This window comes from Roseateles paludis, assembly GCF_039872745.1.
Taxonomy (GTDB): domain Bacteria; phylum Pseudomonadota; class Gammaproteobacteria; order Burkholderiales; family Burkholderiaceae_C; genus Pelomonas; species Pelomonas paludis.
In genome coordinates this window covers 397,201-423,784 of the sequence record NZ_JBDPZD010000002.1, presented here as the reverse complement: position 1 = coordinate 423,784, position 26,584 = coordinate 397,201, and the positions used below count along the sequence as shown (strand labels likewise).

The window sequence follows — 26,584 nt, the reverse complement described above, 5'->3', positions numbered from 1 at the left end:
CAGATGCTGTGCCGCGCTCTCGCTTTGCGCCGCAGGGAATGGGAACTACGGGTTGACCGGATTCCCAGGCCGAACTGGCCATCAACTGCGCAAGGCTCCCCGGATTGCGGAGTTGGCCAGCGCCTACCGCGGCCTGGTAGAATTGGCTAAACTTGGCAATCCAAGGCTACGAAAGGCCAAATCGGATGGTTTCCGGATGACTGAAGTCGAGAGCGAGATCCTCACGCTGGAGGAGGTCGCGGCCTACCTCAAAGCCGGGAAGCGGACGGTCTATCGCCTTGCCCAGAAAGGAGAGATTCCGGCGTTCAAGCTTGGAGGTACCTGGCGCTTTCGCCGCTCAGAGCTGGATCGCTGGATCGCCGAAAGCATCAGCAAGAAGAAGCCGGAGGCCGAGTGAGCGTGCGCCAAGTCAACGACCGAATCGCATCCGGAAAAGAACAAGGGGGGGGATCGCCGTTGACAACACAGCAGCTTCTAACGCCGCACCAGAGCCAGTACTTCGCCTGGCTGCTGACCCGACGCGCGGCGGGCGACTCTGTGGAGTCGCTGGCCTCAACCTTGGTCGATTCGCAAGTCGATCTGAATCCTCATCAAGTCGAGGCCGCGCTCTTCGCTTGCCGCAACCCGCTCTCACGCGGCGTGATCCTCGCCGACGAGGTTGGTCTGGGCAAGACCATCGAAGCCGGTTTGGTCATCTCCCAACGCTGGGCCGAACGGCGACGGAAGATGCTCATCATTGTTCCGGCGAACCTGCGTAAGCAGTGGCACCAGGAGTTGCAGGACAAGTTCGGCCTGCAAGGGCTGATCCTTGAAGCCAAAAACTACAACGCGATCCGCAAGCAGGAGCGGCAGAATCCATTCTTGTTCGCGTCCGGCCCGATCATCTGTTCCTACCAGTTCGCAAAGGCCAAGGCCGACGACGTCAAGGGCATTGACTGGGACTTGGTCGTGCTCGACGAAGCGCATCGCCTGCGCAACGTTTACAAGACCAGCAATGTCATCGCCAAGACCCTCAAGGAGGCGTTGTCGCGCGTTCACTCCAAGGTGCTTCTGACCGCGACGCCGTTGCAGAACTCATTGCTCGAACTCTATGGGCTGGTCAGCTTCATCGATGACCGCGTGTTCGGAGACCTTGATAGCTTCCGCTCGCAGTTCACTGGCAGAGAGCAATCCTTCAGCAGCCTGCGTGACCGGCTGGCCCCCATCTGCAAGCGCACCCTGCGCAAACAGGTTCAGCCCTACGTTTCGTACACAGCACGCAGGGCCATCGTCGAGGAGTTCACGCCATCGAGCGAAGAGCAGGAACTTTCCAGGCTCGTCGCCGACTATCTGCGCCGCCCCAACCTCAAGGCCCTGCCCGACGGGCAGCGCCAACTGATTTCACTCGTGCTGTGGAAGCTGCTTGCTTCCAGCACGCACGCGATTGCGGGTGCGTTGGAGACAATGGCCAAGCGTCTCCAGGGCGTGCTGGATCAAGCTCCCGTGGTTCCCGATCTCGCCGAAGAACTGGACGAGGACTACGAGTCGCTCGACGAGACCGCCGACGAATGGGAGGACCAAGAGCCGGGCAAAGAGGCAACGAACCGCTCCGAGCGTGATGCCATCGCGCACGAGATTGAGGAACTTCGCCACTTCAAAACGCTGGCAACCAACATTCGTGACAACGCCAAGGGTAAGGCGCTACTCACTGCGCTGGTTCGCGCCTTCGCCGAACTGGATCGGTTGGGCGCGGCCAGAAAGGCCATCATCTTCACCGAGTCCAGGCGCACGCAGGAATACCTCCTCAACTTGCTGGCCGACACGCCATACGGCGACGGCATCGTGCTCTTCAACGGCACCAACAGCGACCAGCGCGCGCAGGCCATCTATAAGGACTGGCTGAAACGCCACGAAGGCACCGACCGCATCACCGGCTCCAAGACCGCCGACACCCGCGCAGCCCTGGTCGAGCACTTCAAGGAGCGCGGCAAGGTCATGATTGCCACCGAGGCTGGGGCCGAAGGCATCAACCTCCAGTTCTGCTCGCTCGTCATCAACTACGACCTGCCCTGGAACCCGCAGCGCATCGAACAACGCATTGGACGGTGCCACCGCTACGGTCAGAAATTCGACGTGGTGGTGGTCAACTTCGTCGACCGCAGTAATGAGGCCGATGCACGGGTGTACGAGCTGCTGTCGCAGAAGTTCCAGCTCTTCGAAGGTGTATTCGGGGCCAGCGACGAAGTTCTCGGCGCCATCGGCTCCGGTGTCGATTTCGAGCGGCGTATCGCCGAGATCTACCAGAACTGCCGAGAGCCCGAAGAAATCAAGTCCAGCTTCGAGCAACTCCAGCTCGACCTCTCCGGCGAGATCAACGAGGCGATGGTCAAGACGCGGCAGGTCTTGCTTGAGAACTTTGATGAGGAGGTGCAGGAGAAGCTGCGCATGCGGGCAGACGACAGCCGCAACGCGCGCAACCGCTTCGAGCGCATGCTGATGGACCTGACCCGCGCGGAACTGGTCCATTGCGCCGCCTTCGATGACGACGGCTTCGATCTCCGCCACATACCGACTGGAATCGAGCATGGCGGTCTCGCGGGCATCGAACTGGGGCGCTACGAGTTGCCCCGCCGCTCCGGCGACGCGCATCTATACCGCATCAATCATCCGCTGGCGCGATGGGGCATCGAGCAGGCCAAGGCTCGCGTACTCGACGGGGCTCGACTCGTCTTCGACTACAACGCCTACGGTTCAAAGATCAGCACCCTCGAAGCCTATCGCGGCAAGGCCGGATGGCTCACCGTGAAGCTGATCTCGGTCGAGACTTTCGGCAACCAGGAGCAGCATCTGCTGGTTGCCGCGGGCACGACCGACGGCGTCGTGCTCGCGGAAGAAGACCCGGAAAAACTGTTGCGCCTGCCCGCGACCACGCAAGCAGCCAGTCTGTTCAACGCCCCTGACGCCACCCTGCTGGCCGACGTGGAGACCCGCAAGACAGCACTCCTGCGCGATGTCAACGAGCGCAACCTCGGTTACTTCGAGCAGGAAGTCCAGAAGCTGGACGCCTGGGCGGACGACCTGAAGCTGGGTCTGGAGCAGGAGATCAAGGAGATCGATCGCGAGATCAAGGAGGTACGCCGCACGGCCGCGACCTCACCAACCCTCGAAGAAAAGCTCTCGTGGCAGAAAAAGCAGCGTGAGCTGGAAGGCAAGCGTAGCAAACTGCGCCGGGAGCTGTTTGCCCGGCAGGACGAAGTCGAAGCGCAGCGAAATGACCTCATCAGTCAGTTGGAAGTGCAGCTCCAGCAGCAGGTGGAAGAGCGCACGCTGTTTACCGTCGAATGGGAGCTGGTCTGATGGCAACAGTTGTCGCTCGGCCCCTCGAACTCGATCTGCTATGCCAGAAACTCGATGCAGATTACTCCACCCGAATCACGGGAACAGGGAACACGCCAGAATCTCGGCGAAGCAACTTTCTGTCCAGGGCAATTGCGGCATTCGTCCTGCATGAAGACGCTGGCGCCAATCTCGATGAGTCCGTGGCCGCCAGCATCGATGGTGGTCAGGATCATGGAATCGACTCAGTATTCGTTTCAACGGATCAGACGATCTGGCTGGTCCAATCCAAGTTCAAAGAGTCAGGCACTGGCGAGCCGGAACTCGGCGAGGTATCCAAATTTCGGGACGGCGTAACCGACCTTCTGCAAGGACGCTGGAATCGTTTCAACAACGCCTTGCAAAGCCGCCAAGCGGCAATCACCAATGCGTTGAACAGCGGTGTCTGCAGGGTCAAAGTCGTGCTGGCCTATTCCGGCACGGCGGTGTCCGATGATCGGCGCGACATCTTTGCCGACTTGGAGCGTGCGTTCAATGGCGCAAATCCGGGCTTTCTTCGATGCCATGCCTATGGGCTCACGACCCTGCACGATCTGCATCTGGATGGGGTTTCGGCCCAGCCCATAGAAGCCGAAGTCGAATTGAAGGACTTCGGTCACACGCAAGAGCCCTACCGGGCGTTCTACGGGCGCATGGACGCCAAGCGGCTCGCCGATCTTTGGGCGGCACACGAGGAGCATCTGGTTGATCGGAACATTCGCCGGTTCAAGGGCACGACCACCGTCAATGCTGGACTAACCGAGACGATTCGACAAGAAGCACAGCACTTCTTCTACTTCAATAACGGCGTCACCTTCCTCTGCGACTCCATAACGGAGCAGCACCCCCGCGACCCGCATCGGCAGACTGGCACGTTTCGCATTCGAGGCCTATCCATCATCAACGGCGCGCAGACGGTTGGGGCGATAGCCCGCGAGCCACTGGCCCACTACGATGCACATCCCACCATAGTCATGGCGACGTTTGTGTGTCTTGAGAACGCGCCTGATGGCTTTGGTGATCGTGTCACCCAATCGCGTAACCGCCAGAATGCCGTTGAGCTGGAAGATTTTGCTGCGCTCGATGAACGGCAGGCCATGTGGCAGCAGACCTTGCAGATGGCGGGCATTACCTATCTGGTCAAGCAGGGGGACGACGATCCGCCGCTATCGCCGACCTGCTTCAGCGCGCGTGAACTTGCGCCATTCCTGGCTTGCACCGTAACCACGAACGACTGGCAGGACTACGTGACCGCCGCCAAGGCCGACAAAAAGAAGCTGTTTGGGCGGGAGGGGTTGGTATCAGCAACCGACCCCTTACGCCATTCCTACGAACGGCTCTTCGCCGACTCCCTCACGGCAAGGCAAATGTGGCGGATAGCCCAAGTCGGCCGAGTGGTCGTAGAGAAAGTCCGCGCCAGAGCCACTGCCGAAGGTGATCCCGCCAACTTGCCAGCGGGGGCACTCCCTGCACGAGAGATTCTCAATCACGGCGCTTGGCTGGTTCTACACGTCATTTTCATCCGGCTTCAGTTTCAGAACGGACCGATGCTGGCGTTGACCCAGGATGAGATGACAGCGATTTCACGCGAAGTCGATCTTGTTTCCGAGCGCCTTGTGAGTGCCGTCCAAGGCGCGCAGTGGAACAAGCAGGCGCGCAGCATCTTTGAGAACAAAACGGACTGTCGAACCGTGAAAGGCCGTTTGATGGCGGCCTTGGCGCAGCAGAGCCAGGGAGGAAATCAATAGTGCAAGCAAACATCAAAGGTCTGGTGGATCGACTGGAGCTTTCCCAGTCCAAGGCAATGATGCCTCTTTACGAGGCTATCTCGAATGCCGTCGATGCAATCGAAGAACATCAAGACGGCTTCAGCAATCATTTGATTCGCATCCGGCTGGTAGCTTCTACCGATCTTGCTCATCAAGCTGGCGATGAGACTCTGGTCGTGGACGGCTTTGATGTCATTGATGATGGCGTTGGCTTCAACGAAAAGAATTTGGCCTCGTTTCAGGAGGCACACACGCTTTCCAAGGTGAAGGTCGGTGGTCGAGGTGTCGGACGCTTCACCTTCCTGAAGGTCTTTTCATCCGTACACATCCGCAGCGTCTTCAAACGCGACGGTAAGGCTTTGCTGCGCGAGTTCGACTTCAGCATCCAAGATGAACTGAAAGGTGCAGACACCACGTCTGAAGTCAAAGAGGCATGTGGCACGCATACCTCCATGCGGGGCATGGATGACAAGTTTCGGGCTGGGTGGCCTACCCAGCCCGAGACCATCGCTGAACGCATCATTGCGCACTTTCTGATCCGGTTTGCGGCCCGCTCCTGCCCTCCGATAGCTCTGGAGTCTCCTGGACACGCTCCGATTGACTTGCATGCCCTGTTTCAGTCCACCGTGCTGGCGCACATCCAAGAGCAGTTCTTTGAGGTTTCCGGCCATACATTCGCCTTGCAGGCTTATCGCCACCGAGACGGACGCTCGCGCCACGAACTCAATTTGTGTGCGAACGGGCGGGAAGTCACCACAAGCAAGCTGCGTGACCTGCTTCCGGAGCTTCCCGAAAGGCTGATCGACGGGGACCAGGAGTCGTACACCTTGATCGTGCTGGTCACCGGGGAATACCTGGACGACCATGCCAACCAAGAGCGCACGCGCATCGCTTTCCAAAGCGATGAGGAACCCGAACTTGAGCAGTCGCTCGTCTCCCGGCGCGCCCTGAACCAGGGTATTGCGGGCGCGTTGCGCCCGCTGCTCTCGGGCGACTTGAAGTCAACGAACGAAGAAAAGCGGGCTCAAATCGAGAAATTTGTGGAGCAAGCCCCCGAGTACAGGGCGCTCACGCACCCTCGCTACAAAGAAGTGATCGAGCAAAAGATTCAGCCAGGCCTGTCTGAAGACAAGCTGGACGAAGCTCTTCTGCATGTGAAGCGCACCATCGAGGACGACATTCGCAAAGAGGCCAAGCATGTCGCGGCGCTCTTCGAAACCGAAACCTTCGAACAGTACCAAGAGAAATTTAAGGAAATCGCGGAAAAGGCCAACGAAATCGGCAAGGCCCAGCTTGCTGCCTATATTGCGCACCGCCGAACGATCCTTGACTTGGTGAACAACAGCCTCAAGAAAAAACGCACGGATGACAAATACCCGCTCGAACGAGTCTTGCACAAGATGATCTTCCCCATGGGGACGACCTCGAAGGACATCTTCTTCGAGCAGCAGAACCTCTGGGTGATTGACGAGCGGCTGTGCTATCACACCCTGCTCACATCAGACAAAAAGCTGAAAAGCGTCGCTGGGCTGGACGACACCTCGGGCCGCGAGCCGGACATCTTTGCATTTTTTTATGACACACCCATCGGTGTCGCTGAGGCAGACAGCCTGCCTGGTGGTGGTGTTGTCATCATCGAGTTCAAGCGGCCAGGGCGGGACAATTATGACAAAGACCCCGCTGATCAGATCATCCAACGATTCCGAGAAATCTCCGAAGGGGGCGTCACGGACGTTGATGGGCGGCAGATCAATCCCGCCAGCCTGCGGTACACCGGGTATCTCATCGCTGATTTAATGCCGTCTTTGCATCGACAAGTATTCGGACGTTACCACCGCACCGCCGACAACGAAGGGTATTTCTCCCCTTTGGCGACTGGCAACGGGTATATCGAAATTCTCTCCTACGACAAGCTCATCAAGGATGCAGAACGCCGCAACCGCATCCTGTTTGACAAGCTTGGACTGCACAAGCATTAAGGTGGCATGACCATGAGCAAACAAAAACTAGAACTTACCTGGATCGGGAAGGAGAAGCGGCCCAAGCTGGAGCCCCGCATCCTGCTCGAAGACCCCGAGAAGTCATATCACGCCACGCATCGCGTGTCGGATGGCGACATCTTCGACAACCGGCTGATCTTCGGCGACAACCTGCTGGCGCTCAAGGCGCTGGAGCAGGAGTTCTCAGGCAAGGTGAAGTGCATCTACATCGACCCGCCATTTAATACGCAACAGGCATTTGAGCACTACGACGATGGATACGAGCACTCCATTTGGCTTGGACTCATTCGCGATCGCGCCGAATCGCTTCGGCGATTGCTGTCCGATGACGGAACGATGTTTGTGCACATCGACGATAACGAGCTCGGATACCTGATCGCGTTGTTGGACGAAGTGTTCGGGCGGGCGAATCGGGTTTCAGTGGTGACCTTCAAGCAAGGATCAGCTACCGGCCACAAGGCAATCAATCCAGGCGTTGTGAGCACCACTAACTTCATTCTGATCTACGCGAAGAATAAATCGTTGTGGACGCCCAATCGAATCTTCACGGCCCGTGCAGAGCGGGACAAGCGCTATGGGCAATTCATCGAAAACTACGAAGAGCCCTTCTCTCGTTGGCGATTTGTCACGCTTGCTAGCGCGTTCGCAATGAATCTCGGTATGCCGGAACGCGGCCTCAAGAAGACCTTGGGGGATCTGTACGAGGAGCAGCTTTCCGAGTTTGTGATGAAGAATGCGGAGCGTGTAGTTCGTCTCGCACGGCCAGACTACAACGCCGTTAGCAGTGAAGCGCGGGAGATGATTGACAGATCGAAGGCTCGATCCGGCGAAGTCTTGCTGCTAGAACGCGAATCTCATTCGAATATGTACTTCGTCAATGGAGAGCGAATCCTCTTCTACTCGGATAAGCTCAAGTTCATTGACGGGAAGTACGTGGCTGGTGAGCCTTTGACCAGCCTATGGGATGACATTCTCTCCAATAATCTCCACAACGAAGGTGGGATCAACTTCCCAAAAGGAAAAAAGCCCGAGGGGCTTATCAAGCGATGTCTTGATCTGGCAACCAAGCCTGGCGACATCGTTCTTGATTCTTTTGCTGGCTCTGGAACGACTGGGGCAGTCGCCCACAAAATGGGGCGTCGCTGGATCATGGTGGAGTTGGGCGAGCATTGTCACTCCCACGTGATTCCCCGCCTGAAGAAGGTGATCGATGGCGAAGACCCGGCAGGTGTCACTGCAGCGATGAGCTGGAAAGGCGGCGGCGGCTTCCGCTATTACCGCCTTGCCCCCAGCCTGATCGTCAACGACCGCTGGGGCAACCCGGTCATCAATCCAGAATACAACGCTGCGCAACTGGCCGAGGCGCTGGCCAAGCTGGAAGGCTTTGCCTACGCTCCGTCGGAAACGCACTGGTGGCAGCACGGCCACTCCAGCGAGCGCGATTTCATCTACGTCACCACGCAGAACCTGTCCGCTGAGCAACTGCAAGCCCTGGCCGATGAAGTCGGCCCGGAGCGGAGCCTGCTGGTGTGCTGCGCCGCTTTCCGCGGAGTCACGGCGACCAAAGCGGCGGAGCGCTGGCCGAACCTGACGCTGAAGAAGATCCCGAAGATGGTGCTGGCCCGCTGCCACTGGGGCCGTGACGACTACAGCCTGAATGTGATCAACCTGCCAATGGCGGAGATTGAGAAGACCGAGCCTGCGGTCACGGTTGATAACAGCAAGAAGATCAAGAACAAGAATGCGGCCCTCGCCAACGCGGGACAGGGCGGCCTGTTTGGGGAGAACGAATAATGAGCACCCGCGTCCTGCACGCCGTTACCGGTCGTCTGTCTCTTCGTCCGCCGCAAACCGAGTCCCTTATCAAGCTCGCACGCGCCCTCGATGCTGCGCCCGAGCTATTGGGTCACGAGCGCGATGTCTCGGCCATTCTGTCCACGTTGAAGGCCGAGTTCAGCACGCTGGAGGACTTCGAGCGCGAGTTCCCGTCGCTGTGTTTCGCGCTGGCCACGGGCGTGGGCAAGACGCGCCTGATGGGAGCCTTCATCGCCTACTTGCATCTTGCGCACGACATCAACAACTTCTTCGTGCTGGCGCCCAACCTGACGATCTACAACAAGCTCATCACGGACTTCACGCGCAACACGCCGAAGTACGTGTTCAAGGGGATCGCAGAATTCGCGCAGCAACCGCCGCTGATCATCACCGGCGACAACTACGACCAGACCGGTGCAGCGGTAGGCGATCAATCGATGGGCTTCGCCCACGACGTACGCATCAACATCTTCAACATTTCCAAGATCAACTCCGAGGTACGCGGAGGCAAAGAGCCCCGCATCAAGCGCATGCGGGAGGTGCTTGGCGACAGCTACTTCAACCACCTGGCTAGCCTGTCTGACCTGGTGCTGCTGATGGACGAATCGCACCGCTACCGGGCCAGCGCCGGCGTGCGCGCCATCAACGAACTCAAGCCGCTGTTCGGTCTGGAAGTGACAGCGACGCCCTTCGTTGAGTCCAGCCGAGGGCCTGTGCCGTTCAAGAACGTGGTGATCGACTACCCGCTGGCGCGAGCGATGGAGGATGGCTTCGTCAAGGAGCCGGCCGTGGTCACCCAGCGCAACTTCGACGCCAAGGCGCACACGCCCGAGGAGATCGAGAAGACCAAACTGGAAGACGGCGTGCGCTTGCATGAGACGACCAAGGTCGAGCTGCTCACCTACGCCCGCGAGAACGGCGTCAAGCCGGTCAAGCCCTTCATGCTCGTCATCGCTCGCGATACCACGCACGCGGCGCAACTCTTGGCGCTTCTGGAGTCGGGAGCCTTCTACGAGGGGCGCTACCAGGGCAAGGTGATTCAGGTCGATTCCAGCCGCACCGGCGCGGAGGAAGAAGAGATGATCACGCGCCTGCTGGCCGTGGAGAGCGTGGACGAGCCGACCGAGATCGTGATTCACGTCAACATGCTCAAGGAGGGCTGGGACGTGACCAACCTCTACACCATCGTTCCACTGCGCGCGGCGAATGCCCGCACGCTGATCGAACAGTCCATCGGACGTGGCCTGCGACTGCCCTACGGCAAGCGCACGGGCGTCGCGTCGGTGGATCGCTTGAACATCGTCGCGCACGACAAGTTCCAGGAGATCATCGACGAGGCCAACCGAGGCGACTCGCCGATTCGCCTGAAGCAGGTCATCCTCGATGCACCGAGCGCCGACGATAAGAAGGTTAGCGTGCAGGTCGAGTCGGGGGCAGCGGCTCGCCTCGGTTTGACGGACACGCCGGTCGTGCAGACGGGCCCATCAGGTGTCGCCAATGGAGCGACAGCCACCGCCGCGCCGGCCCCGGTGTTCACCACCGAGGCGGAAAAGCAGGCCGCGCGCGTGGTCATGGACGTCATTGGCAAGTACGAGATCAGGCGCGATCTGGTGCCTACCAGCAGCGCGCTGCTGAGACCCGAGGTGCAGAAGGAAATCCTGGCGGAGGTGACGGAGCGGTTGAAACCCCTACAAGGCGAATTGCTGGCGGGCGCGGATGAATCAGTCCCCGCACTTGACTTGTCCGCTGTGGTGGCGAAGACCACCGAGATCGTGGTGCAGCAGACCATCGACATCCCGCGCATCGCGGTGGTGCCAACTGGCGAGGTCACGACGGGCTTCCACGCCTTCAAGTTGGACCTGAGCCAGCTCCATCTCCAGCCTGGCCAGCGTGAGATCGTCGGTCAGATGCTGCGCACGAACGAGCAGTTCACCCTGGCCGCCGAAGTCGGGCTGCGGGAACAGCGCCCGGAGGACTACATCGTCCACGCCCTGGTGGACTTCGACGACATTGACTACTTCACCCACGCCGATTTGCTCTACGACCTCGCGGGCCAGATGGTGCAACACTTGCGCGGCTATCTGTCCGAGGACGAGGCCATCAGCGTCCTCGATCGTGACCGCCGCTTGATCGCACGGGAAATCCACGCGCAGATGATGGCCCACTTCTGGGAGGAGGCGACTGAGTACGAGGTTCAGGTCAGTCGCGGCTTCACTGAACTCAAGCCTTGCAACTACACCGCCACGGCAGGCCAGACGGCCCACCACTTCCGGGAGACCGTGACCGAGACCAGTCGCATCAAGCAGATGCTCTTCGGTGGCTTCGCGCGTTGTCTGTACCCGCTGCAGAAGTTCGACTCGGATACCGAACGGCGCTTCGCCATCATCCTGGAGCGCGACGCGACGAAGTGGCTCAAGCCCGCGAAGGGGCAGTTCCAGATCTACTACAAGCTCGGCGCCGAGCAGCCGGAATACATCCCCGACTTCGTGGCCGAGACGGACGCGACCATCTTCATGGTGGAGACGAAGGCACGTGCCGACATCAACACGCAGGAGGTTCAGGTCAAGGCCGCTGCCGCCATGCGGTGGTGCAAGCACGCTTCCGATCACGCGGCGAACGTTGGCACCAAGCCCTGGAAGTACCTGCTGGTGCCTCATGACGAAGTCAGCGAGTCGAAACGGCTCGCGGATTACCTGCGCTTTGAGGTCAAGACGTAGTTGAGCTGCCCTTGATCGACTTCGGTGAGCAAAAGCGATTCCGGCAAGGCACCCAGGCGGCGGGAAATCGCCGCTTCACGGGCATGATGAACCGGCAGGGAAGAGGAACAAGAAATGCAGAAACCCGCCGCACCGCAAAAGACCGTCCTGGAAACGATTCTGGACTGGTCAAAGGATCGTCCACTCTGGCAGCGTGACGCCCTGCGCCGCATCATCGCAAACGGCCGTCTGACGGACGCCGATATCGGCGAACTCGTGGACCTTTGCAAACAGGGCAAAGGTGCACCCGTAGGCGCGCTGAAAGCGGTACCGCTGGAGAAGGCCCACCTTCCGGCCAACCCCGGTCAGATCGCTGCGGTATCGCTTCTGTCGATCGCCGACGCGACCGGCGTGAACAACCTTGCCGCCGGCCAGACCCTCGGCTTCGAGCCGGATGGAATTACGATCATCTACGGCGACAACGGTGCGGGCAAGTCCGGCTATGCACGCATCCTGAAGCGCGCATGTCGTGCAAGGCATGCCGGAAAAATCGAACCCAATGTGTATGCCGATCAGCCCCCGAAGCGCGTCGGCGCGAACATCGCGTACGGGGTCGGCGGTGTGCCGCAGCCGGTCGAGCAGTGGCAGAACGGCGCAAATCCGCATGCAACGCTGTCTGCAGTGAGCGTGTTCGATAGCGACTGCGCCTCAGTGCATATCCGCGAGAAGAACGAAGTTGCATTCCGGCCCTTTGGTCTGGACGTACCGGATGAGCTTGCTGCAGCCTGTCAGGCGGTGAAGGATGCCCTCGCAGCTGAACAGAAGCAGCTTGAGAAGGCCCGCAATCCGATCTTTGCGGCGCCGACCTGGAAGGCCACCACGGCCGTGGGGAAGGCGCTTGCCGCGCTGAACGCCAACACAGACGCAAAGAAGATCGAAGCCCTGGCGGCGCTCTCGGCAGACGAAAGCGCCCGTCTTGAGCGTCTGCGGGAAGACTTGTCGAAGAATCCGACCAAGGCAGCGGCGGAACAGACCGTCAAAGCCGACAACGTCATGCGGCTGATTACCGCGGTGAACAGCGTTGAAGCCAGAACCACCGATGAGGAGCTTCTGGCAGCCGCTGCCCTCGCCAGGGACGCACGGTCGAAACGGGACGCTGCACGTCTTGCCGCGGAGAAGGCCTTCACGGGCGAACCCCTTGCCGGGGTCGGCGGCGAGACATGGCGGGTGCTTTGGGATTCCGCCCGCCGCTACTCGACGGAGATCGCATACCCCGGACAGCCGTTTCCGCCGTCGGCCGAAGACGCGCATTGCATGCTTTGCCAGCAGCCATTGGAAGCTGAGGCACGTGCACGGATGGCGCGCTTTGAGGATTTCATCCAGGAGGACACGGAACAGCTGGCACGCGAGGCAGAGAAGGCGGCTCAGACCGCACGTCAGACCATAGCTGCCGGGGCAATCGGCACGCGGGCGGTGAAGGCCAGTCTCGACGAGCTGGGCCTCCAGAATCAGCTGCTGCAGCAGCAGACGCGCCGCTTCATCGCCGCCGCCCGGCTGCGGCGCCACGTTCTGCTCAAAGCCTTGGGCGGAAGCGGCGAGGTACAGCTTCCGCCCGTTCCACTGTCGCCGCTGCCCGATCTCGGCCAGCTTCAGACCACGGTCCGCAGCTACGCCGCCGAGCTGCGCAAATCCGCTGACGCGGATGAACGCAAGAAGCTCGAAGCCGATTTCGCCGAGCTGAGCGACCGGGCACTGCTCGCCGGCATGCTGCCGGTCGTCACTGACGAAATCCAGCGGCTGAAGACCATCCGGTTTCTGACCGAGTGTGCGGGCGACACGGCGACGAACACTATCACCAAGATGGGCAATGACATTGCCGACACCGTGATTACGCCTCGGCTGCGCGACAGATTTCAGGAAGAGATCGTCAGGCTTGCGGCCTCGAAGGTTCGCGTCGAAATCGTGCGCTCCGGCGGCAAGTACGGCTCACCGCAGTATCAGGTGCGCCTCTTCGCAAAGCCGGATGCGAAGGTCCACGAAATCCTGAGCGAAGGGGAAAAGACCTGCGTGGCGCTGGCCGCCTTCATGACCGAGCTTGCCACCGCGATGCACCGCTCTGCTCTGGTCTTCGATGACCCGGTGTCCTCGTTGGACCATCGCTGGCGTGGGCAGGTGGCCAAGCGTCTCGTGGAAGAAGCGGAGAACCGTCAGGTCATCGTCTTCACGCATGATCTGGTGTTCGTGAACGATCTGAATGACCACGCGACGAAGACCGGGCGGGCAGTGCGGCTCACGACGCTCAGTCGTGGCGCCGCGGGAGCCGGTATGGTAGCCGACGGCCTGCCCTGGAAGGCCCAGAGCGTCGAAGATCGCATCGACAAGCTGGAGAAGGCTGCACGTGCGGCAAAGCTGCTGCATGACAACAACCAGGAAGACGAGTACGCGGTCGAGGTGGCAAAGCTCTACAACTCGCTGCGCGCCACATGGGAGCGCGGCCTGGAGGACATCGCTTTCGTCCGCGTTATTCAACGCCATAGGGACTACATCAACGCCAGGGACCTGAAGAAGGTCAGTGCGCTCACCGAGGCTGACTGCGATGCTTTCGCCGCCGGATTCAAGAAGTGCTGCGACATTGTTGACGCACACGATCCATCCAGCGGTAGGAATGCCGTGCCGCCACCACCTGCTGATCTTTTTCAGGACATCCAGGCTTTGAAGAACTGGGCCGCGTCTCTGCGAGACAGGCAGAAGAAGATTGCTTGAGATGTATTCGTTCACGCCGATGCTGGAGTACTTGACGAAGCAGAGAACCGAAACTGTGGCATCGTTCATCTGATCTGGCGCAGGGCTGCAGCTACAGATATTTCTTGAACGTCGCCGCCGCAATGCACACCGCCACGCCGAGCAATGCGGCGCTGGGCAGCAGGATCAGCAGCGGGTTCACGCTGACCGGCAGTGCGAGGTAAGTCACCCACGGCAGCACGGCCAGCGGGATCAGGCTGGCCCTGGCGCGGTGATAGATGAACCCCGATTCGCGGCCCGCTCCGAAGCGGCGCACATCCCGGCGCACCAGGCCGTCCACCAGGCCGACGAAGGCGGACATCAGGAACAGCGGCAAGGTCAGGCACAGCACCAGCAGCCGCACGAGGAAGACCAGCGTCGTGTAGGCCGCCGCGATCAGGTAGCTCTCCACGTTCACGTAGACCAAGCCGATGTAGTAGCGGAAATCCTTGGTCGGGCGATGGCTGCCGGCGCTGGCCTGCGCCGAGGCGTCGCGTATCCAGTCCAGCAGACCGCTCTTCACGAACAGCCAGTCGTAGCCCTGCTCGACCAGCCGGTGCGCGGTGCGGCCAGGCTCCTGCACCAGCGCGCTGCGCGTGAAGTGCGTGGAGAGCTGATCCAGCTCGTAGTGCAGCATGCCCTGCGCGTGGCGCCAGCCCTGATCGGGCCAGAAGAAGTGCATGCCGACGCATTCGATCAGGATGCACAGCAGCAGCGCGCCGCACAGCACGCCGAAGAAGCGGAACGGCAACGTGACCAGGCCGGCGATCAGCCCCTGCTGTCGTTGCTGCTGGCGCTGTGCCGCGACGGCCGGGTCGCTCATGCTTCCACTCCGTCAGCGGCGGTCGCCATCTGTTTGAAGTCGTCCAGCAGGTCGGCGGGCAATGCGCCGTCCTGCAGGCCCTGCATGCCTTGGTTCTCCCACCAGTCGCCGGCCTCGACGTAGTGCTGGCGCATGTAGCCGGCCAACTGCTGCAGATCCTGGGGCATGGCCTCGTCGGGGTCGGGGGCCGGCAAGGGCATGCGCACCTTCCAGAGCGTGCCGCCCTCGATCAGCGCGAAGCATTGCCCCTTGGGCAAGGCCACCACATGTGCGGGCTCGATCAGCGGCACGCTGGTCGTGCTGATGCGGTCCTGGGTGCTGGACGTGAAGGCGGTGTTGCCGAGCGGATCGGAGCTGTCGGTGGCGCCGCTCATGATCGCGGTGGCATGGACATCGACCTTGGGCAGTTGCCGCGTCAGCAGTTCCGCGGTGGCGGTCTCTCTTACCCTCAACATGAAGAGGTTGTTGAAGTTGCCGATCACCTGGCCTGCTTTGGCGCGGTTGCCGATGCGCGCCTCGATGTCCGAGAGCGTCTGCGTGTAGGCCGTCACCTGCACGCCCGCGCCGCCCCCCTTGTTGACCATCGGGATGAACTCGTCGCCCATGAGTTCGTTGAACTCGTCGGCATGGACGTTGATGGGCACCTTCACGCCGGTCGCCGATCCGGGCAGGCCGTCGTCGATGCCGAACTTGTAGATGTGCCCCGCGACTGAAACGAGGTCGGAGAACATGGAGTTGCCAACCGCTGCGGCCACTTCGGCATCGGACAACGCATCCAGCCCCACGTAGACCACCGCGCGTTTGCGGATGATTTGCATCCAGTCGAAGATCGGCCGCGGGTCGGACAGGTCCGAATAGTTCGGTGCGAGCAGTTGCGCGATCTTGCCGGTGGTCAGCTTCTCCAGCAGCGGCAGGAGGCTGGCGACGATCTTGTCGAAGTAGGTCCGGTCGTAACGCACGGCGCTGCGCAGGCCATCGAGCACCGGGTCGTAGACGCGCACCTGCGACAGGTACTGCTCCAGCGCCACGACGCGCTTCTCGCGCCCGATCATGTTGCGCGGGATGTTCTTGTCGTTGAGCCTGGCTTCGAGCTGGACGATGACCTCCCAGGCCTTCGGCTCGTTCTTGGCGAAGTAGTGCTGGGCGTACTCGATGAACAGCGCGTCGATGTTGATGACGTGGCGCTGGATCAGCAGGTAGTCGGGCCGCTGCCCCAGCTCCACCAGGGCGCGGGCGATGATGTTGACGAAGCGCCAGGCGAACTCGCGGAATGCGGCGCTGTTGCCTTCGCCGGAGAGCTGGCCCGCGATGCGGGTGGCGACCTCGGAGATGCGCCCGAAGCGGCCCACCGCGTTGTAGCGCGCGCTGATGTCCGGCCAGCCCAGGTGGAAGACGTAGAACTCGCCTTCGCGCCCCGCGCGCTTGGCCTCCACGTACATGCGTTTCAAGAGGTCGGCATCGCCCTTGGGGTCGAAAACGATCACCACCTCGTACTCGCCTGCCGCATTGCGACGGCGGATGTCCTGCGTGATGAACAGCTCGGCCAGCCGCGTCTTGCCCACGCGCGTGGTGCCGAGCACCAGCGAGTGGCCCACGCGCTCGCCCAGCGGCAGCGTCACGTCGGTCTCGTGGGGTTCGATGCCGTGCAGCCGTGGCTGTCCGCCCACCGGCGGCAGCGGCCGGGCCGGATTGAAAGGGCTGTCCCAGGCCAGGACCCGCGCAAGCTTCGATAGTGGAAACGGCGCGAATTCCAGCCGCTCCTCCATCCGCCGCGCCGCGCGGTAGATCGCCGTCGGCTCCACGAAGCGGCGGAACTCCGGCCGGTAGGTCTGCATCAGCCGGTGCGTGTGCCGCTGCTCCCACTTGAAACCCCGGCCGATGAACAGCCGTTGCTGGCTCACCGGCACGTCGCGGCTGGTCATCACGTAGCGCGGCAGGCGGCGGATGTTGCGGCGATAGCGCAGGATCGCCCAGGCATCGCGCAGGCGCATCGCGCCGAAGGTCAGGAAAGCCAGCGCCGCACCCAGGCCGAGCAGCGGATTCAGCGCGAGCGACCACGGTGCCACCAGGCACAGAATCGCGGCGCCGGTGCAGACCGCCACGGTGTAAAGCTCCACCGCTGGCCGCAGCAGAACCTCGACCGCATGCGGCTGGGCCATTTGCGCACCTACTGCTCGACGCCGGTGGACGTGATGAGCACCGGGTAGTGGCGCAGGCCCAGGCGCTGGGCCAGGTCGTCGCCCGAGGCCGGCGCGAGGGTCAGGCCGGGCGCCAGGTGGCGCAGCTCGACCAGCGCCGCCATCGACTCCACGTTGACCACCAGGCCCACGGCGCCCAGCTCTCGCAGCGCGGCGTGGCGCTGCCGCAGCCAGGCGCGCGAGCGTGCGTCGTCGCCGACCAGGAACAGCGGCGTCAGGCCCGGCGCGCGGATCACGCGGCGCGGCACGTCACCCGGCGACAGGTTCGCCGAGCGCACTGGCAGCATCGCGGCCTCGGCCGAGTTGCCCACGCGCGGGCGTGGCAGCGGGGCTGGCCGCGCGGTGTCGTCCGGCTGCGGATTCAAGGGCTGGTAGTACGGCAAGGCGGACGCGCCGCCACGGTCCTCGACGACTATCAGCGGCGCGGAGGCGGTCTGGGCGAAGATGGTGGTCGTGGACAGCAGCCCGATGGCGGCGATGAGGACGATGTGGTTCATGGCGTGGTGGCCTGGAGGGTTGCAACGGGAACGACGGGGTCGAGCACGCGGGTCAGGTGCCGATGCACGCTGCGCCGGTAGCGCGCTGCGGGGGCGCCCCCGGCCGGGCGGTGGTAGCGGCCGATGGCGAGCAGCCAGTCCTCGCCCGGCGTGTGCTGCTCGCGCAGGATCTCGGCGGCGATGGCGAGGTTGCGGTACGGGTCCAGAAGCTCGCAGGGCTGCGCATAGCGCTGCGCGTGGTAGCCGAGATTTACCTGGCCGAGCCCGGCGTCGATGCGGGTGGCGGACGTGTGCTTGAGTGCCTGGCGCAGTCCCGCGCAGGCCTCGGCGCGGGTGGCATAGCGGTACGGCTTGCCGGCGACGTTGAGCGTCCACGGCCAGGGCACCAGGCGCCCGCGCAGCTGGGTGCCGCTCTCCTGCAGGGCCACGGCGTACAGCACCGCCGCCGGCACGTCCGCACGCTGGGCAGCCAGTTGGTAGGCCGGCGGAGGGACTTCCCGCGCCGGCGTGGCAAAGGCCGAGGCGCCGGTGGCGAGCAGCGCGGCGCAGGCGCCCCACAGGGCGCGGCGGCGTTGAGTGGCTACTGGCGCTGCCATTGCCCGTTCACCTCGCGCACCACGGCCGGCAGTTCACCGGGCAGGCCGAGCGACAGCCAGCGCCCGGCGTCGTGGTTGAGCGTGATGGTGCGGGCGCGCACCCGGGCCGGGTCGATGCCCGCCTGGGTGGCCCACTGGCGGATGCGCGCATCGTCCTGGCGGCTGCCGACCATGTAGAGATCGAAGGCGGTGCCCGCGCCCTGCAGCTGCTGCACGCGCTGCGCGCAGGAAGCGCAGTCGGCCTTGACGAAGACGGCGAGCCGGCCGGAACCGGTGTTGCCGGCGGCCAGCGCCTTGGCGCCGGGCAGGTTCACGCGCGGCTGGCCGGGCGCGAGGCGCTGCCAGGCTGCGTCATAGGCGCGCTGGTAGGCGAGCAGCTTCTCGACGCGCCGGGCCTCCATCCGTACCTGCAGCTCCGCGTAGCGCCTGCGTTCCTCGTTACTGCGGGCCTCGATGCCCAGGGCCGTGAGCGGGTCGATCTGGGGGGAATGCACACCGAGCGGCCCCTGCATCAATTGTCGGAAGCGTGCCCACTCCTCGGGTTGCAGACCCCAGTCCCGCGCCTGGCGCTCGTCGAGCGCCGCATCGGTGTTGGGCTGCACCTGGGCGGGCACCATGCGCGAGTTAGTCACCGGGGCCGGCTGGGCGGATGCGCCGAAAGCGGTGAACAGGCCGAAAGCGGCGAACAGGCCGACGGCGGCGAGCGATGGCCGCAGGTTCATGGCGACCTCCTACGGCACCGCAACGCGCTGCGTCTGGCCGTTCACCTGGAACACGCCCGCCTGCGCCTCGATGGACTGCAGTTGCCAGCCGCCCTCGGCCTCGCCCTCGCGCAGTAGCCGGGCGCCCGCGAGCGAGGCCGCGGCGGTGGAGGTGATCGACAGAAAGCGCTCGCCTCCACGCAACTCCACGCCGAGCACTCGGAACGGCGGCTCCTGCACTTTGGGTTTCGTCGCAACCGCAGTGCGCGGGCGAGCGGCGGATGCCACCTGCCGGGTCTTCTCCAGGCGGGTTTCGATTCCATTCACGCGCGCCTGCAGCGTCTGCAGGTCGATGGCCAGGGTCCTCGCCTCATCGGCCTCTTCGAGGCGCGTCATCCGTTCGTCCAGCGCCTGCCGCGCGGTGGCGAATTCGGCCTGGCTGATCGGCGCCGGCCGGCGCTTGTCCGCATCGGCCTGTTGTTCGAGATCGGCCACGCGCAGGCCCAGCGCATTGACCTGCGCATCCTGTGCGCTGCTCTGGGTCTGTTCGGCGAGCCGCGACAGGCCGACGCTGTTGATGAGTGCTACGGCACTGATGAGCACCAGCCAGAAGGCCGCGGCGACCTTGAGGCAGCGCGTGCGGGAATGGCGCTCGGATGGCGCTTGGGGAAAGGTCATGGCTGCATCTCCTCGGGCCGGTCGGCGTCCGGCACAGGCGTGGCGGTGCTGGGCGGGTTGGCGGAAAGGAAGGTGGGAGCACCGTGCCGGCTGAAGCAGACCTGGCGGGTCAAGTCATCGACCGACAGCTCCCAGGCGGGGCCGGCAAGGGTCAGCAAGGCATCGCGCAGCATCAGCGGGCCCAGGCGCAGGTGTGCGGCGGGCAGCGGCAGCGCGTAGAGCGTGGCAGCCTCGGCCACATCGCAGAGCCGGTAGCCGGAGCGCAGCAACACATGGCGCATGGCATCGCCCACGCTGGCATCGAGCATGGGCGGAATCGAGACCTCCACCGCCTGCTGCAAGAGATCACGCTGCGCAGGTTCCGGCACCAGCTCGACCAGGGTGTAGCGGCCGTAGCGGGCCACCGGAACCAGCCCCTGGTTCACCACCGAAGCTATCTCGTCGGGTGGCGCATCTAACTGATCAGGGGTGGCCGGTGTCGTCGTGCAACCGGGCAGTAGGCCGCTGAGCACGGCGAAGATGCAGAGGAAACGAGGCAAAGACGGCAGCATGTGGCACCCCACGGTGACGGGATGCCTTCACCATTGCAGAACCGTGCTGCGCGGGATGCCGAAAATCCGCAACGCGCGGCGCCCCATTTCCCAAGGGAGGGGCATATATCAATCAGCCAGCGTGACTGGCTCGCTGCTGGGCCGGAACTGCGACGATGGATCTATAGAGGCTGGAACGTGCTGCCGGGGCTGGCAGCTCGGTGGGAGGCAGGGCAACGCTCTTTCTCACATAGACGGAAGACAGGGGTCATCGAATCATCGCCAGGAGGCCAATGGCGACAACGACGCCAATGACGCCTGAAACAGCGACAGCTCCCCATGTTCCCAGCTTCGGCTTGAGCCAGTAGTAGCAGCCAAAGGTGACCAGTCCACCGACGAGACCGAACAGCTTGACGATGATCACCGCCACGATGGACGGCCACAGCCAGTCCCACGAGCCGGACTTTTTTTCGGGTGCAGCGACTGGTGCCGTTGCGGGTGCGGGCGTCTGCGGCTGCGACGGCGCGTTCGGGTCTTCGTAAGCCATGGGTTCCTCCCCTGTTGGTTATCACTTTCCTGCCGCGTTCAATGCGCTCATCAGGATCAGCACGGCGAAGACAGCGGCGGTACACACAAGCGCGCGAAACACTCCCCACTTTTTATGGAGCACCACTGCGTTGGCGGATGTATCCCACAGGGTCGTGCCGGTCTTCGTGAGCCGCCGATACGCGAACAGTTGCGTGAACAATGCGACGAACGGAATGCCCAGCCCGACACCCTGAATAAAGACAAGAAATGAGCGGTTCAGCGCCTCTGAAAAGTTCAGCAGGTCGCAGCCCGGATGTGCGACCCTGATGCCAAACAGCCACTTCGCCGGAGTCGTCCCGAACAGCGATAGAAGCAGAGCCTCGGCGGGCAGCCAGATCAGATACAGCACGACACTGGCGATAATGGGATTTTCGATTGCCTTTGCGAAGCCCGCTGCCTGCTCTGGCATCGTCGCGCTGAACGCGAATATCAAGAGAAGGAACAACGCGAATCCAGCCGTGCAGATGTCAACCGTGCGTGCAAACAACCGCCTCCACGGGTGATGCTGCCCGCCAAGAAAACTCTTGCTTTGATCGACGGGTGCGTTTGGTTCTTGGGTGTAGTCGCCGGAGGTTGGCGACGGCGCGTTGGGATCTACGTAGGCCATTGGCTGTTCCTCTTCTTCTTATCGAATCGCGATACTGCTCTTCAGTCGGTTGTGGGCCGCGATTGCCTGCGGATCGCCTTCGATATACGAAAGCGTGATCAGGGCTTTTTCAGCGCCCAGCGGCACATGGTATTGAGTCACCCGCATCGTCTCTGCCGAGTTGGCCGACGATGTGCGTCCGTAGCGAATGATCAGGGCGGTCTGGCCTCCAATTGGTTCGACGGCAAAGCTCGGGCGTCCAACTTCCTTCATGCCGTACTTCGCCATGCCCGCCCACATCGTTGGGGACTCCTCGCGCCACACGTCCGCCAAGTCCTTGAGCACCTGCTGCTTGTTGGCCAGAACCTCCTGCCGGACATCCGCTTGAGTAAGCGGCGGCTCCATCGGGATGAACGACACCCGGACAAAGACCCGCGATGGTGCTGGATAGGACTGCGCCGAAAGCGATGCCACATGCTCAGTGGCAACCCCGGTGACCTTCTCCGCAAGCTCCTTGACGCGCCTGCGCTGTTCCGCATCGCTGATCGTCCAGTCGCTCGGAACCTCAAGCTGGACTCGGCCTTTGACGTTGAGCTTGGTGTAACCGGCTGACTGCGCGGCAACCGACAAGGCGACCGAAGCCAACAAGCAGAAGCACAGGGCGGAGAATATTGTTCTTGCTTTGTTCATCATCAGTTCTCGGTGAGGAGGCTGTTCAGCAGCTCCTGCTGGACAGATTGCAACTGACCACGGCTCTGCGGCGAGCCGGTGCCTTCATAAACGCTGATCGAGAGCGGGAGGGAGTTCAGGAGCGTGATCCCGCTGATCCCCGTGACCGGTCGGCTGGTTTCCCCAACGCTCATGTTCATCCGCATGGAAAAATAGACCGCGTTCCCGTCCCGCCCAATCGGCTCAAACTTCATATCAGACAGGCTGATCTCGCTGTTCTCGAACGACGCTTTCAACCGTCGATTGAGTTCGGCTGAGTTCACCCGCGGACTCGACTTGGAAAGACTGGAAAGGAATGCCTCTCGCGGCATTTCGATTCGCTGGAAGTTCCCCTTCGGGCCGATGAGCTGGATCTGCAGCCAGTGATCCAGCATTTCCCTCCGGCCCTCGCGGTAGTCCTCCAGCTCGGAACAGCGGACTGCCGCATGCACGAGGCGGGAACCTTCTCCGAGGGAGCGTCGTGCCAAGTCCATCAGCTCCACTTCGCGCGCCGATTTGCCTGGCGTGCAGTAGCCACTCGGATTTGAGAACACGATCTGCTGGCCGAGCACGTTCACGGATTCCGTGGCTGCGTTCCGGTGGCTGAATGCCTCTGGAGCAGGCTGCTGTCTCGGTGTGACTGGCACAGCAGTCGGCGGTGGATAGGCGGCGACGGCCGTGGTGGGTGCTTGCGCAACCGGAGCCGTCGTCGAAGGGGTGGACTCGTTCTTGGTCGCGTTGACGAAGATGATGAGCAGAAGCCCGATTCCCAACCCGATGCCGACCATCCACTTGCCGGTGGTCACATCGGAAGAAGTGTCGCCCTTTCCCGTTGGCGGCTGAGGTGTGGCAGAAGCAGCCGGGCTTGCCTCGGCCCGCACGGGAGGAGGCTCTGGAGGTGGTGGGGCGCTCGGCGGCGGGGCGACTTCCGGAACAGGTTTGCTGGCAGGACGATCCTCTTCTACATCCGAGACGAGTGTCGAGAGGCCGGAGAAGCCCGTGGCGTTTCCTTTTTGTTTGTCGTCAGCAGCAGCCACGGCTCCTCATCTCCATCTCATAGCCGCAGCTTGGTGTAGACGCCTTCGACCATGCAGTCGTCGCCATCCTCAAACCGCAGCCTTCCGAAACCGGAAGGCGAAATCGTCAGGTATGCCTCCTCGCCGAGCGCGAGGGACAGGCAACTCGATGTCTTGATGTACGAGTTCGTCCCGAATACCTCATACCAGCCATCGTCCTCGAGACTGACCGTCACCACGTATTTCCCCGGCTCCTGCTTCGACAGGCCAAAGACCGCCTTCACATCGCACTTGTCCTTGCTGTCGAAGAAGATGACCTCGCCGCCATAGCCTGACGTCTTGAGGATGGCCTCCTCGGAGTAGGCGTAGACGTAGCAGTAGCGCGTCTGGATGAAGATGTCCTTGCCATCGATCTTGTAGACGTTGCTGCCCTTGCGGTTCAGGTTGACCTCGTAGTTCTCGGCCAGAGCAGGCGCTGCCTGAAGGCTCATCAATGTAGCGAGCGTCGCCAGAAGTGACTTCTTCATCGGCATCACCTATTGGGATTGGACGCTCGACAAGCGGCTCTTCACGAGGTCGAGCTTGGCCTTGTGGGCCAACGGCCTGTTGAAGACACGGTTCTGGATCTGGTCCGACACCTTGCTGATGGCGATGTACGCCATGCTCAGGCCCGACTCGCGCTCGGACGCCTTCTTCTCGATGAAATCGTAAGGGAAGTTCTCGCAAAACTTGTGGAAGCCGGAGAACTGAGCAACATCCTTCGTGAACCGGAAGCCATCCGGCATGAGTCGCGAGCGTCGGGGGTGATAAAGATCGACGAACAGGATGAACCACTCGGCTCCATTGAATGACACGGCCTCGAACACGTCCACTGTGCCGATGGCTCCGAGGCGGTGGAACAGGATGCGCTGGCCGGACTGAGTTTCGAGTCTGGAAAGATACGCCAACTGACCAATTGGCCCGTTGACCGGAATCGGGTTGGTCTCGGTGAAGCCGAATGGGCCAGTGCCGTTTGGGTCTTTGTCGTAGGCCGGGGCAGACTCCAGCATCGCCTTCATCGCCGGATGAACAAGTTCCAGTTGAAACTGCTCGTCATCGAGGACGCGGTGGATGTGCGCCATTGCTTCGCGCAGCGCCTTGTCTTCCTTGTTGCCTCCAAACAGGTTGGACAGAAATCCCATAAATACTGCTCCGCTGGATGCTTGATTAAATCACTGCAATAGATCGCTCAAACGGCGCATTCCCGGCTTCTTGAAGCCCATGCGAATGGCCTGTTCCAGAATGTGGGTGTTCGCCCCGTGAATGTAGGAAATTCCGGCGTTGACCTTCTTGTCATCCTTGGCTCCGATGCAGAACGAACCATCCGCGCTCCACACATGGACTTGACCCCATGAGCAGCGCACCTTCTCGTTGGAGCCGAGGAACTTGCGCCGCACGAGCGTGATGCCATCGTCGTGCAGGAGTGCGTCGCCGAAGTGCAGGTCGCGCCCATCCTTCAGGGCTTCGAGCATCTCGGTAAGAAGGCGCACGCAGACTGCCCGCCAGAGCTTGTCGATGAACGTGGTGTAGACGTCTTGCTTCTTCAGTTCCACGACCGCTTCGGAATTCCGGTTGCCGAACGCAATCGTGTAGGTCGTTCCGGTGGGAATGCCATTGACGGAATGGCTGACGCCACCCCAACGAACGCGCGTGATCGAGTCCAGCGGAAAGTTCTGGCCCTTCCACGAAACGCCGTCTGGGGAAATGCTCAAGGCATCCTTGAACATCACGCCAATCTCGGCGCGGTAAGTGATTTCGCGCGCCCACTCGTCTTTGCGCGAAGCGGCCTGCTTGCGTTGTTGGAAAATGTCCGCGAGCGCGTCCGCGTCCTCCTCGACGCGATCAGCGATTTCTGGAACCTCAGAAAAAAGTTCCTGAATCAACCCGGTCAGTCGCTTCGAATGAGCGAGCATGTCGTGCTTGTTGAACAGGTCGATGGCAAGGCCGCGAATCTCGTAGGCCAAGTCGCGGCTCGCTTCGTGGTCGATGCCGCGCGCTTTCGAACTCAGTTGAATGGGCTGGGCGATCTTGTCCCAATTACGCGCAACTGCATCGAGCTTGTCCACGTAGGGCTTGACGGCGGCTTCGCCGGAGCCGGCGTGGTCTCTGGCCGCCTTGATGAGCTTGTGGACGTTCTCGGCCTCCTTTTGCAGGATGCCGTGAGTCTCTACCTCGTAGCTGTCCACTAGGTCATCGATCAGTCCCGGCGCATGATCCTCGCCGCCGGAGGTCACGCCATCCACTGTTTCGGTCATCACTTGGATGAGCGTCATCGGCGGCAGCCTGTCGAGCGCATCCTTGATGGCACCACGGTAGTACCGCTTGCGCTCCGTCAGTTCGGCTTCGATCTGGTCGAGCGCACGCACTTCCGGAAAGCCGGACACAGCGCGATCCTCGTTGATGTCGCGCAGCACCTCCTCCGGAGTCAGCTCATCGGCGAGGTAGGCGGCTTCCATGATGAACCCGGCCAAGTCGTCCGCATCGTGCTTACCATCCACGGCTTCGAACGCGGCAGCAAGCAGATTCAGGTGGGCAAGCGTGGGCAGGCCAGACTCCTCCCTTATCGCCATCGGGTCGTTGAGCAGGTTTTCGACCAACTGGGTCGCCTTGCGCGGCGAGACGCCGGGAAGCCACGCGATCTCCGCGCTCAACCGGGTGCGCGGGTTCGTCAAGTCGGACCGTGCCTTCTGGCAAACGTCGTGATCCAGTTCCAGAGACTTCTCTTCCGCCAACTCGACGATGTGCTTGCGGTTGTCGCGGGTCGTCACGCCCAAGACCGCGAACGCCGACTGATGCAGTGCGGTTGTGGTGAGGCGAGGCTCCTGCTTGATCGGCGGTGGCGGCGGAGCAACTCGCTGTGGGGCTGCCGGAGGAACGGGTGGAGGCTGTCGCGTCGCTGCTGGAGCCGAGGGGGCTGGCGTGGGCGTTGCCGGTTGAGGTTGCGCACCGAGCATTGCCAGAAGCTGCGGATCTTTCAGCGCATCGAGCGCCTGCACGAGTGCTTCGCGCGGGACGGATAGCTTCTTGCCGCTGCGCAACTCATGGCTGTATTGCGCAAGCTGATCTTTTGACGACAGGTGATCGGACAGGGCAAGCGAAACGGCATACTCGCTGTTCGTGCCCGGCGCGGCACTGCAGCTCCGGCAGGCGAGCAGTGCGCCGGACTTCGCGGAACCGCATTTGAAGCAGATTGCCATTGTCATACCGGA

General features: G+C 62.1%; 21 protein-coding genes. 7 read left to right on the top strand and 14 right to left on the bottom strand.

Annotated elements, in window-relative coordinates:
- The first annotated feature begins 112 nt into the window (after positions 1–112).
- The 7 genes from mads1 to ABDJ85_RS07805 all read left to right on the top strand — a co-directional run bounded on the left by mads1 (position 113) and on the right by ABDJ85_RS07805 (position 14,397).
- Positions 113–397: a methylation-associated defense system helix-turn-helix domain-containing protein MAD1 gene (mads1, locus tag ABDJ85_RS07835; RefSeq protein ID WP_430765522.1), complete on the top strand. Its 285-nt coding sequence runs from the start codon at positions 113–115 to the stop codon at positions 395–397.
- A gap of 59 nt (positions 398–456) precedes the next feature.
- Positions 457–3,336: an SNF2-related protein gene (locus ABDJ85_RS07830; RefSeq protein WP_347704869.1), complete on the top strand. Its 2,880-nt coding sequence runs from the start codon at positions 457–459 to the stop codon at positions 3,334–3,336.
- On the top strand, positions 3,336–5,102 hold the full coding sequence (locus tag ABDJ85_RS07825) for an AIPR family protein (protein WP_347704206.1): 1,767 nt from the start codon (positions 3,336–3,338) through the stop codon (positions 5,100–5,102). The genes ABDJ85_RS07830 and ABDJ85_RS07825 overlap by 1 nt, the downstream gene beginning before the upstream one ends.
- Positions 5,102–7,102: an ATP-binding protein gene (locus tag ABDJ85_RS07820; protein WP_347704205.1), complete on the top strand. Its 2,001-nt coding sequence runs from the start codon at positions 5,102–5,104 to the stop codon at positions 7,100–7,102. The genes ABDJ85_RS07825 and ABDJ85_RS07820 overlap by 1 nt, the downstream gene beginning before the upstream one ends.
- A gap of 12 nt (positions 7,103–7,114) precedes the next feature.
- Positions 7,115–8,917 (top strand): site-specific DNA-methyltransferase, encoded by a 1,803-nt coding sequence (locus ABDJ85_RS07815; RefSeq protein WP_347704204.1) that lies wholly within the window; start codon positions 7,115–7,117, stop codon positions 8,915–8,917.
- Positions 8,917–11,655 carry a DEAD/DEAH box helicase gene (locus ABDJ85_RS07810; protein ID WP_347704203.1) on the top strand — a complete coding sequence of 913 codons (2,739 nt, stop codon included), beginning with the start codon at positions 8,917–8,919 and terminating at the stop codon, positions 11,653–11,655. The genes ABDJ85_RS07815 and ABDJ85_RS07810 overlap by 1 nt, the downstream gene beginning before the upstream one ends.
- 114 nt (positions 11,656–11,769) lie before the next feature.
- Positions 11,770–14,397 carry an AAA family ATPase gene (locus ABDJ85_RS07805; RefSeq protein ID WP_347704202.1) on the top strand — a complete coding sequence of 876 codons (2,628 nt, stop codon included), beginning with the start codon at positions 11,770–11,772 and terminating at the stop codon, positions 14,395–14,397.
- Between the two features lie 91 nt (positions 14,398–14,488).
- Here the strand turns inward: ABDJ85_RS07805 and ABDJ85_RS07800 are convergent, their stop codons facing one another.
- The 14 genes from ABDJ85_RS07800 to ABDJ85_RS07730 all read right to left on the bottom strand — a co-directional run bounded on the left by ABDJ85_RS07800 (position 14,489) and on the right by ABDJ85_RS07730 (position 26,572).
- A complete protein-coding gene (locus tag ABDJ85_RS07800; protein WP_347704201.1) occupies positions 14,489–15,238 on the bottom strand; it encodes a TIGR03747 family integrating conjugative element membrane protein in 750 nt (249 codons plus the stop codon).
- Entirely contained in the window at positions 15,235–17,397 is a 2,163-nt protein-coding gene (gene traD, locus ABDJ85_RS07795) for a type IV conjugative transfer system coupling protein TraD (protein ID WP_347704200.1), read from the bottom strand. Before traD ends, ABDJ85_RS07800 begins: the two co-directional genes overlap by 4 nt.
- An 8-nt stretch (positions 17,398–17,405) precedes the next feature.
- Positions 17,406–17,933, bottom strand: coding sequence for an integrating conjugative element protein (locus tag ABDJ85_RS07790; protein ID WP_347704199.1), 528 nt, complete (start codon positions 17,931–17,933; stop codon positions 17,406–17,408).
- Positions 17,930–18,529 carry a lysozyme family protein gene (locus ABDJ85_RS07785; protein ID WP_347704198.1) on the bottom strand — a complete coding sequence of 200 codons (600 nt, stop codon included), beginning with the start codon at positions 18,527–18,529 and terminating at the stop codon, positions 17,930–17,932. Before ABDJ85_RS07785 ends, ABDJ85_RS07790 begins: the two co-directional genes overlap by 4 nt.
- Positions 18,514–19,251, bottom strand: a complete 738-nt coding sequence (locus tag ABDJ85_RS07780) for a TIGR03759 family integrating conjugative element protein (RefSeq protein WP_347704197.1) — start codon at positions 19,249–19,251, stop codon at positions 18,514–18,516. Before ABDJ85_RS07780 ends, ABDJ85_RS07785 begins: the two co-directional genes overlap by 16 nt.
- 9 nt (positions 19,252–19,260) lie before the next feature.
- Positions 19,261–19,908: a hypothetical protein gene (locus tag ABDJ85_RS07775; protein WP_347704196.1), complete on the bottom strand. Its 648-nt coding sequence runs from the start codon at positions 19,906–19,908 to the stop codon at positions 19,261–19,263.
- Complete coding sequence (gene pilL2, locus ABDJ85_RS07770) at positions 19,905–20,459, bottom strand: PFGI-1 class ICE element type IV pilus protein PilL2 (RefSeq protein WP_347704195.1); 555 nt, start codon at positions 20,457–20,459, stop codon at positions 19,905–19,907. The genes ABDJ85_RS07775 and pilL2 overlap by 4 nt, the downstream gene beginning before the upstream one ends.
- 247 nt (positions 20,460–20,706) lie before the next feature.
- Positions 20,707–20,985, bottom strand: coding sequence for a hypothetical protein (locus ABDJ85_RS07760; RefSeq protein WP_347704194.1), 279 nt, complete (start codon positions 20,983–20,985; stop codon positions 20,707–20,709).
- Positions 20,986–21,006: 21 nt separating this feature from the next.
- The gene (locus tag ABDJ85_RS07755; RefSeq protein WP_347704193.1) at positions 21,007–21,633 is read right to left on the bottom strand and encodes an RDD family protein; all 627 of its coding nucleotides are present in this window, start codon (positions 21,631–21,633) and stop codon (positions 21,007–21,009) included.
- An 18-nt stretch (positions 21,634–21,651) separates the two neighbouring features.
- Entirely contained in the window at positions 21,652–22,305 is a 654-nt protein-coding gene (locus ABDJ85_RS07750; protein WP_347704192.1) for a hypothetical protein, read from the bottom strand.
- The gene (locus tag ABDJ85_RS07745) at positions 22,305–23,357 is read right to left on the bottom strand and encodes a hypothetical protein (RefSeq protein WP_347704191.1); all 1,053 of its coding nucleotides are present in this window, start codon (positions 23,355–23,357) and stop codon (positions 22,305–22,307) included. The genes ABDJ85_RS07750 and ABDJ85_RS07745 overlap by 1 nt, the downstream gene beginning before the upstream one ends.
- A gap of 17 nt (positions 23,358–23,374) precedes the next feature.
- Positions 23,375–23,863: a hypothetical protein gene (locus tag ABDJ85_RS07740; RefSeq protein ID WP_347704190.1), complete on the bottom strand. Its 489-nt coding sequence runs from the start codon at positions 23,861–23,863 to the stop codon at positions 23,375–23,377.
- A 9-nt stretch (positions 23,864–23,872) separates the two neighbouring features.
- Positions 23,873–24,517 carry a hypothetical protein gene (locus ABDJ85_RS07735; RefSeq protein WP_347704189.1) on the bottom strand — a complete coding sequence of 215 codons (645 nt, stop codon included), beginning with the start codon at positions 24,515–24,517 and terminating at the stop codon, positions 23,873–23,875.
- Between the two features lie 30 nt (positions 24,518–24,547).
- Positions 24,548–26,572 carry a hypothetical protein gene (locus ABDJ85_RS07730; RefSeq protein ID WP_347704188.1) on the bottom strand — a complete coding sequence of 675 codons (2,025 nt, stop codon included), beginning with the start codon at positions 26,570–26,572 and terminating at the stop codon, positions 24,548–24,550.
- Positions 26,573–26,584 lie beyond the last annotated feature (12 nt).

What these genes read in the sequence shown, in the direction of transcription:
- ABDJ85_RS07825 (WP_347704206.1), top strand. Translation starts at nt 3,336, where the DNA reads ATGGCAACAGTTGTCGCTCGGCCCCTCGAACTCGATCTGCTATGCCAG.
- ABDJ85_RS07815 (WP_347704204.1), top strand. Translation starts at nt 7,115, where the DNA reads ATGAGCAAACAAAAACTAGAACTTACCTGGATCGGGAAGGAGAAGCGG.
- ABDJ85_RS07810 (WP_347704203.1), top strand. Translation starts at nt 8,917, where the DNA reads ATGAGCACCCGCGTCCTGCACGCCGTTACCGGTCGTCTGTCTCTTCGT.
- ABDJ85_RS07805 (WP_347704202.1), top strand. Translation starts at nt 11,770, where the DNA reads ATGCAGAAACCCGCCGCACCGCAAAAGACCGTCCTGGAAACGATTCTG.
- ABDJ85_RS07800 (WP_347704201.1), bottom strand. Translation starts at nt 15,238, where the DNA reads ATGAGCGACCCGGCCGTCGCGGCACAGCGCCAGCAGCAACGACAGCAG.
- traD (WP_347704200.1), bottom strand. Translation starts at nt 17,397, where the DNA reads ATGGCCCAGCCGCATGCGGTCGAGGTTCTGCTGCGGCCAGCGGTGGAG.
- ABDJ85_RS07790 (WP_347704199.1), bottom strand. Translation starts at nt 17,933, where the DNA reads ATGAACCACATCGTCCTCATCGCCGCCATCGGGCTGCTGTCCACGACC.
- ABDJ85_RS07785 (WP_347704198.1), bottom strand. Translation starts at nt 18,529, where the DNA reads ATGGCAGCGCCAGTAGCCACTCAACGCCGCCGCGCCCTGTGGGGCGCC.
- ABDJ85_RS07780 (WP_347704197.1), bottom strand. Translation starts at nt 19,251, where the DNA reads ATGAACCTGCGGCCATCGCTCGCCGCCGTCGGCCTGTTCGCCGCTTTC.
- ABDJ85_RS07775 (WP_347704196.1), bottom strand. Translation starts at nt 19,908, where the DNA reads ATGACCTTTCCCCAAGCGCCATCCGAGCGCCATTCCCGCACGCGCTGC.
- pilL2 (WP_347704195.1), bottom strand. Translation starts at nt 20,459, where the DNA reads ATGCTGCCGTCTTTGCCTCGTTTCCTCTGCATCTTCGCCGTGCTCAGC.
- ABDJ85_RS07760 (WP_347704194.1), bottom strand. Translation starts at nt 20,985, where the DNA reads ATGGCTTACGAAGACCCGAACGCGCCGTCGCAGCCGCAGACGCCCGCA.
- ABDJ85_RS07755 (WP_347704193.1), bottom strand. Translation starts at nt 21,633, where the DNA reads ATGGCCTACGTAGATCCCAACGCGCCGTCGCCAACCTCCGGCGACTAC.
- ABDJ85_RS07750 (WP_347704192.1), bottom strand. Translation starts at nt 22,305, where the DNA reads ATGATGAACAAAGCAAGAACAATATTCTCCGCCCTGTGCTTCTGCTTG.
- ABDJ85_RS07740 (WP_347704190.1), bottom strand. Translation starts at nt 23,863, where the DNA reads ATGAAGAAGTCACTTCTGGCGACGCTCGCTACATTGATGAGCCTTCAG.
- ABDJ85_RS07735 (WP_347704189.1), bottom strand. Translation starts at nt 24,517, where the DNA reads ATGGGATTTCTGTCCAACCTGTTTGGAGGCAACAAGGAAGACAAGGCG.
- ABDJ85_RS07730 (WP_347704188.1), bottom strand. Translation starts at nt 26,572, where the DNA reads ATGGCAATCTGCTTCAAATGCGGTTCCGCGAAGTCCGGCGCACTGCTC.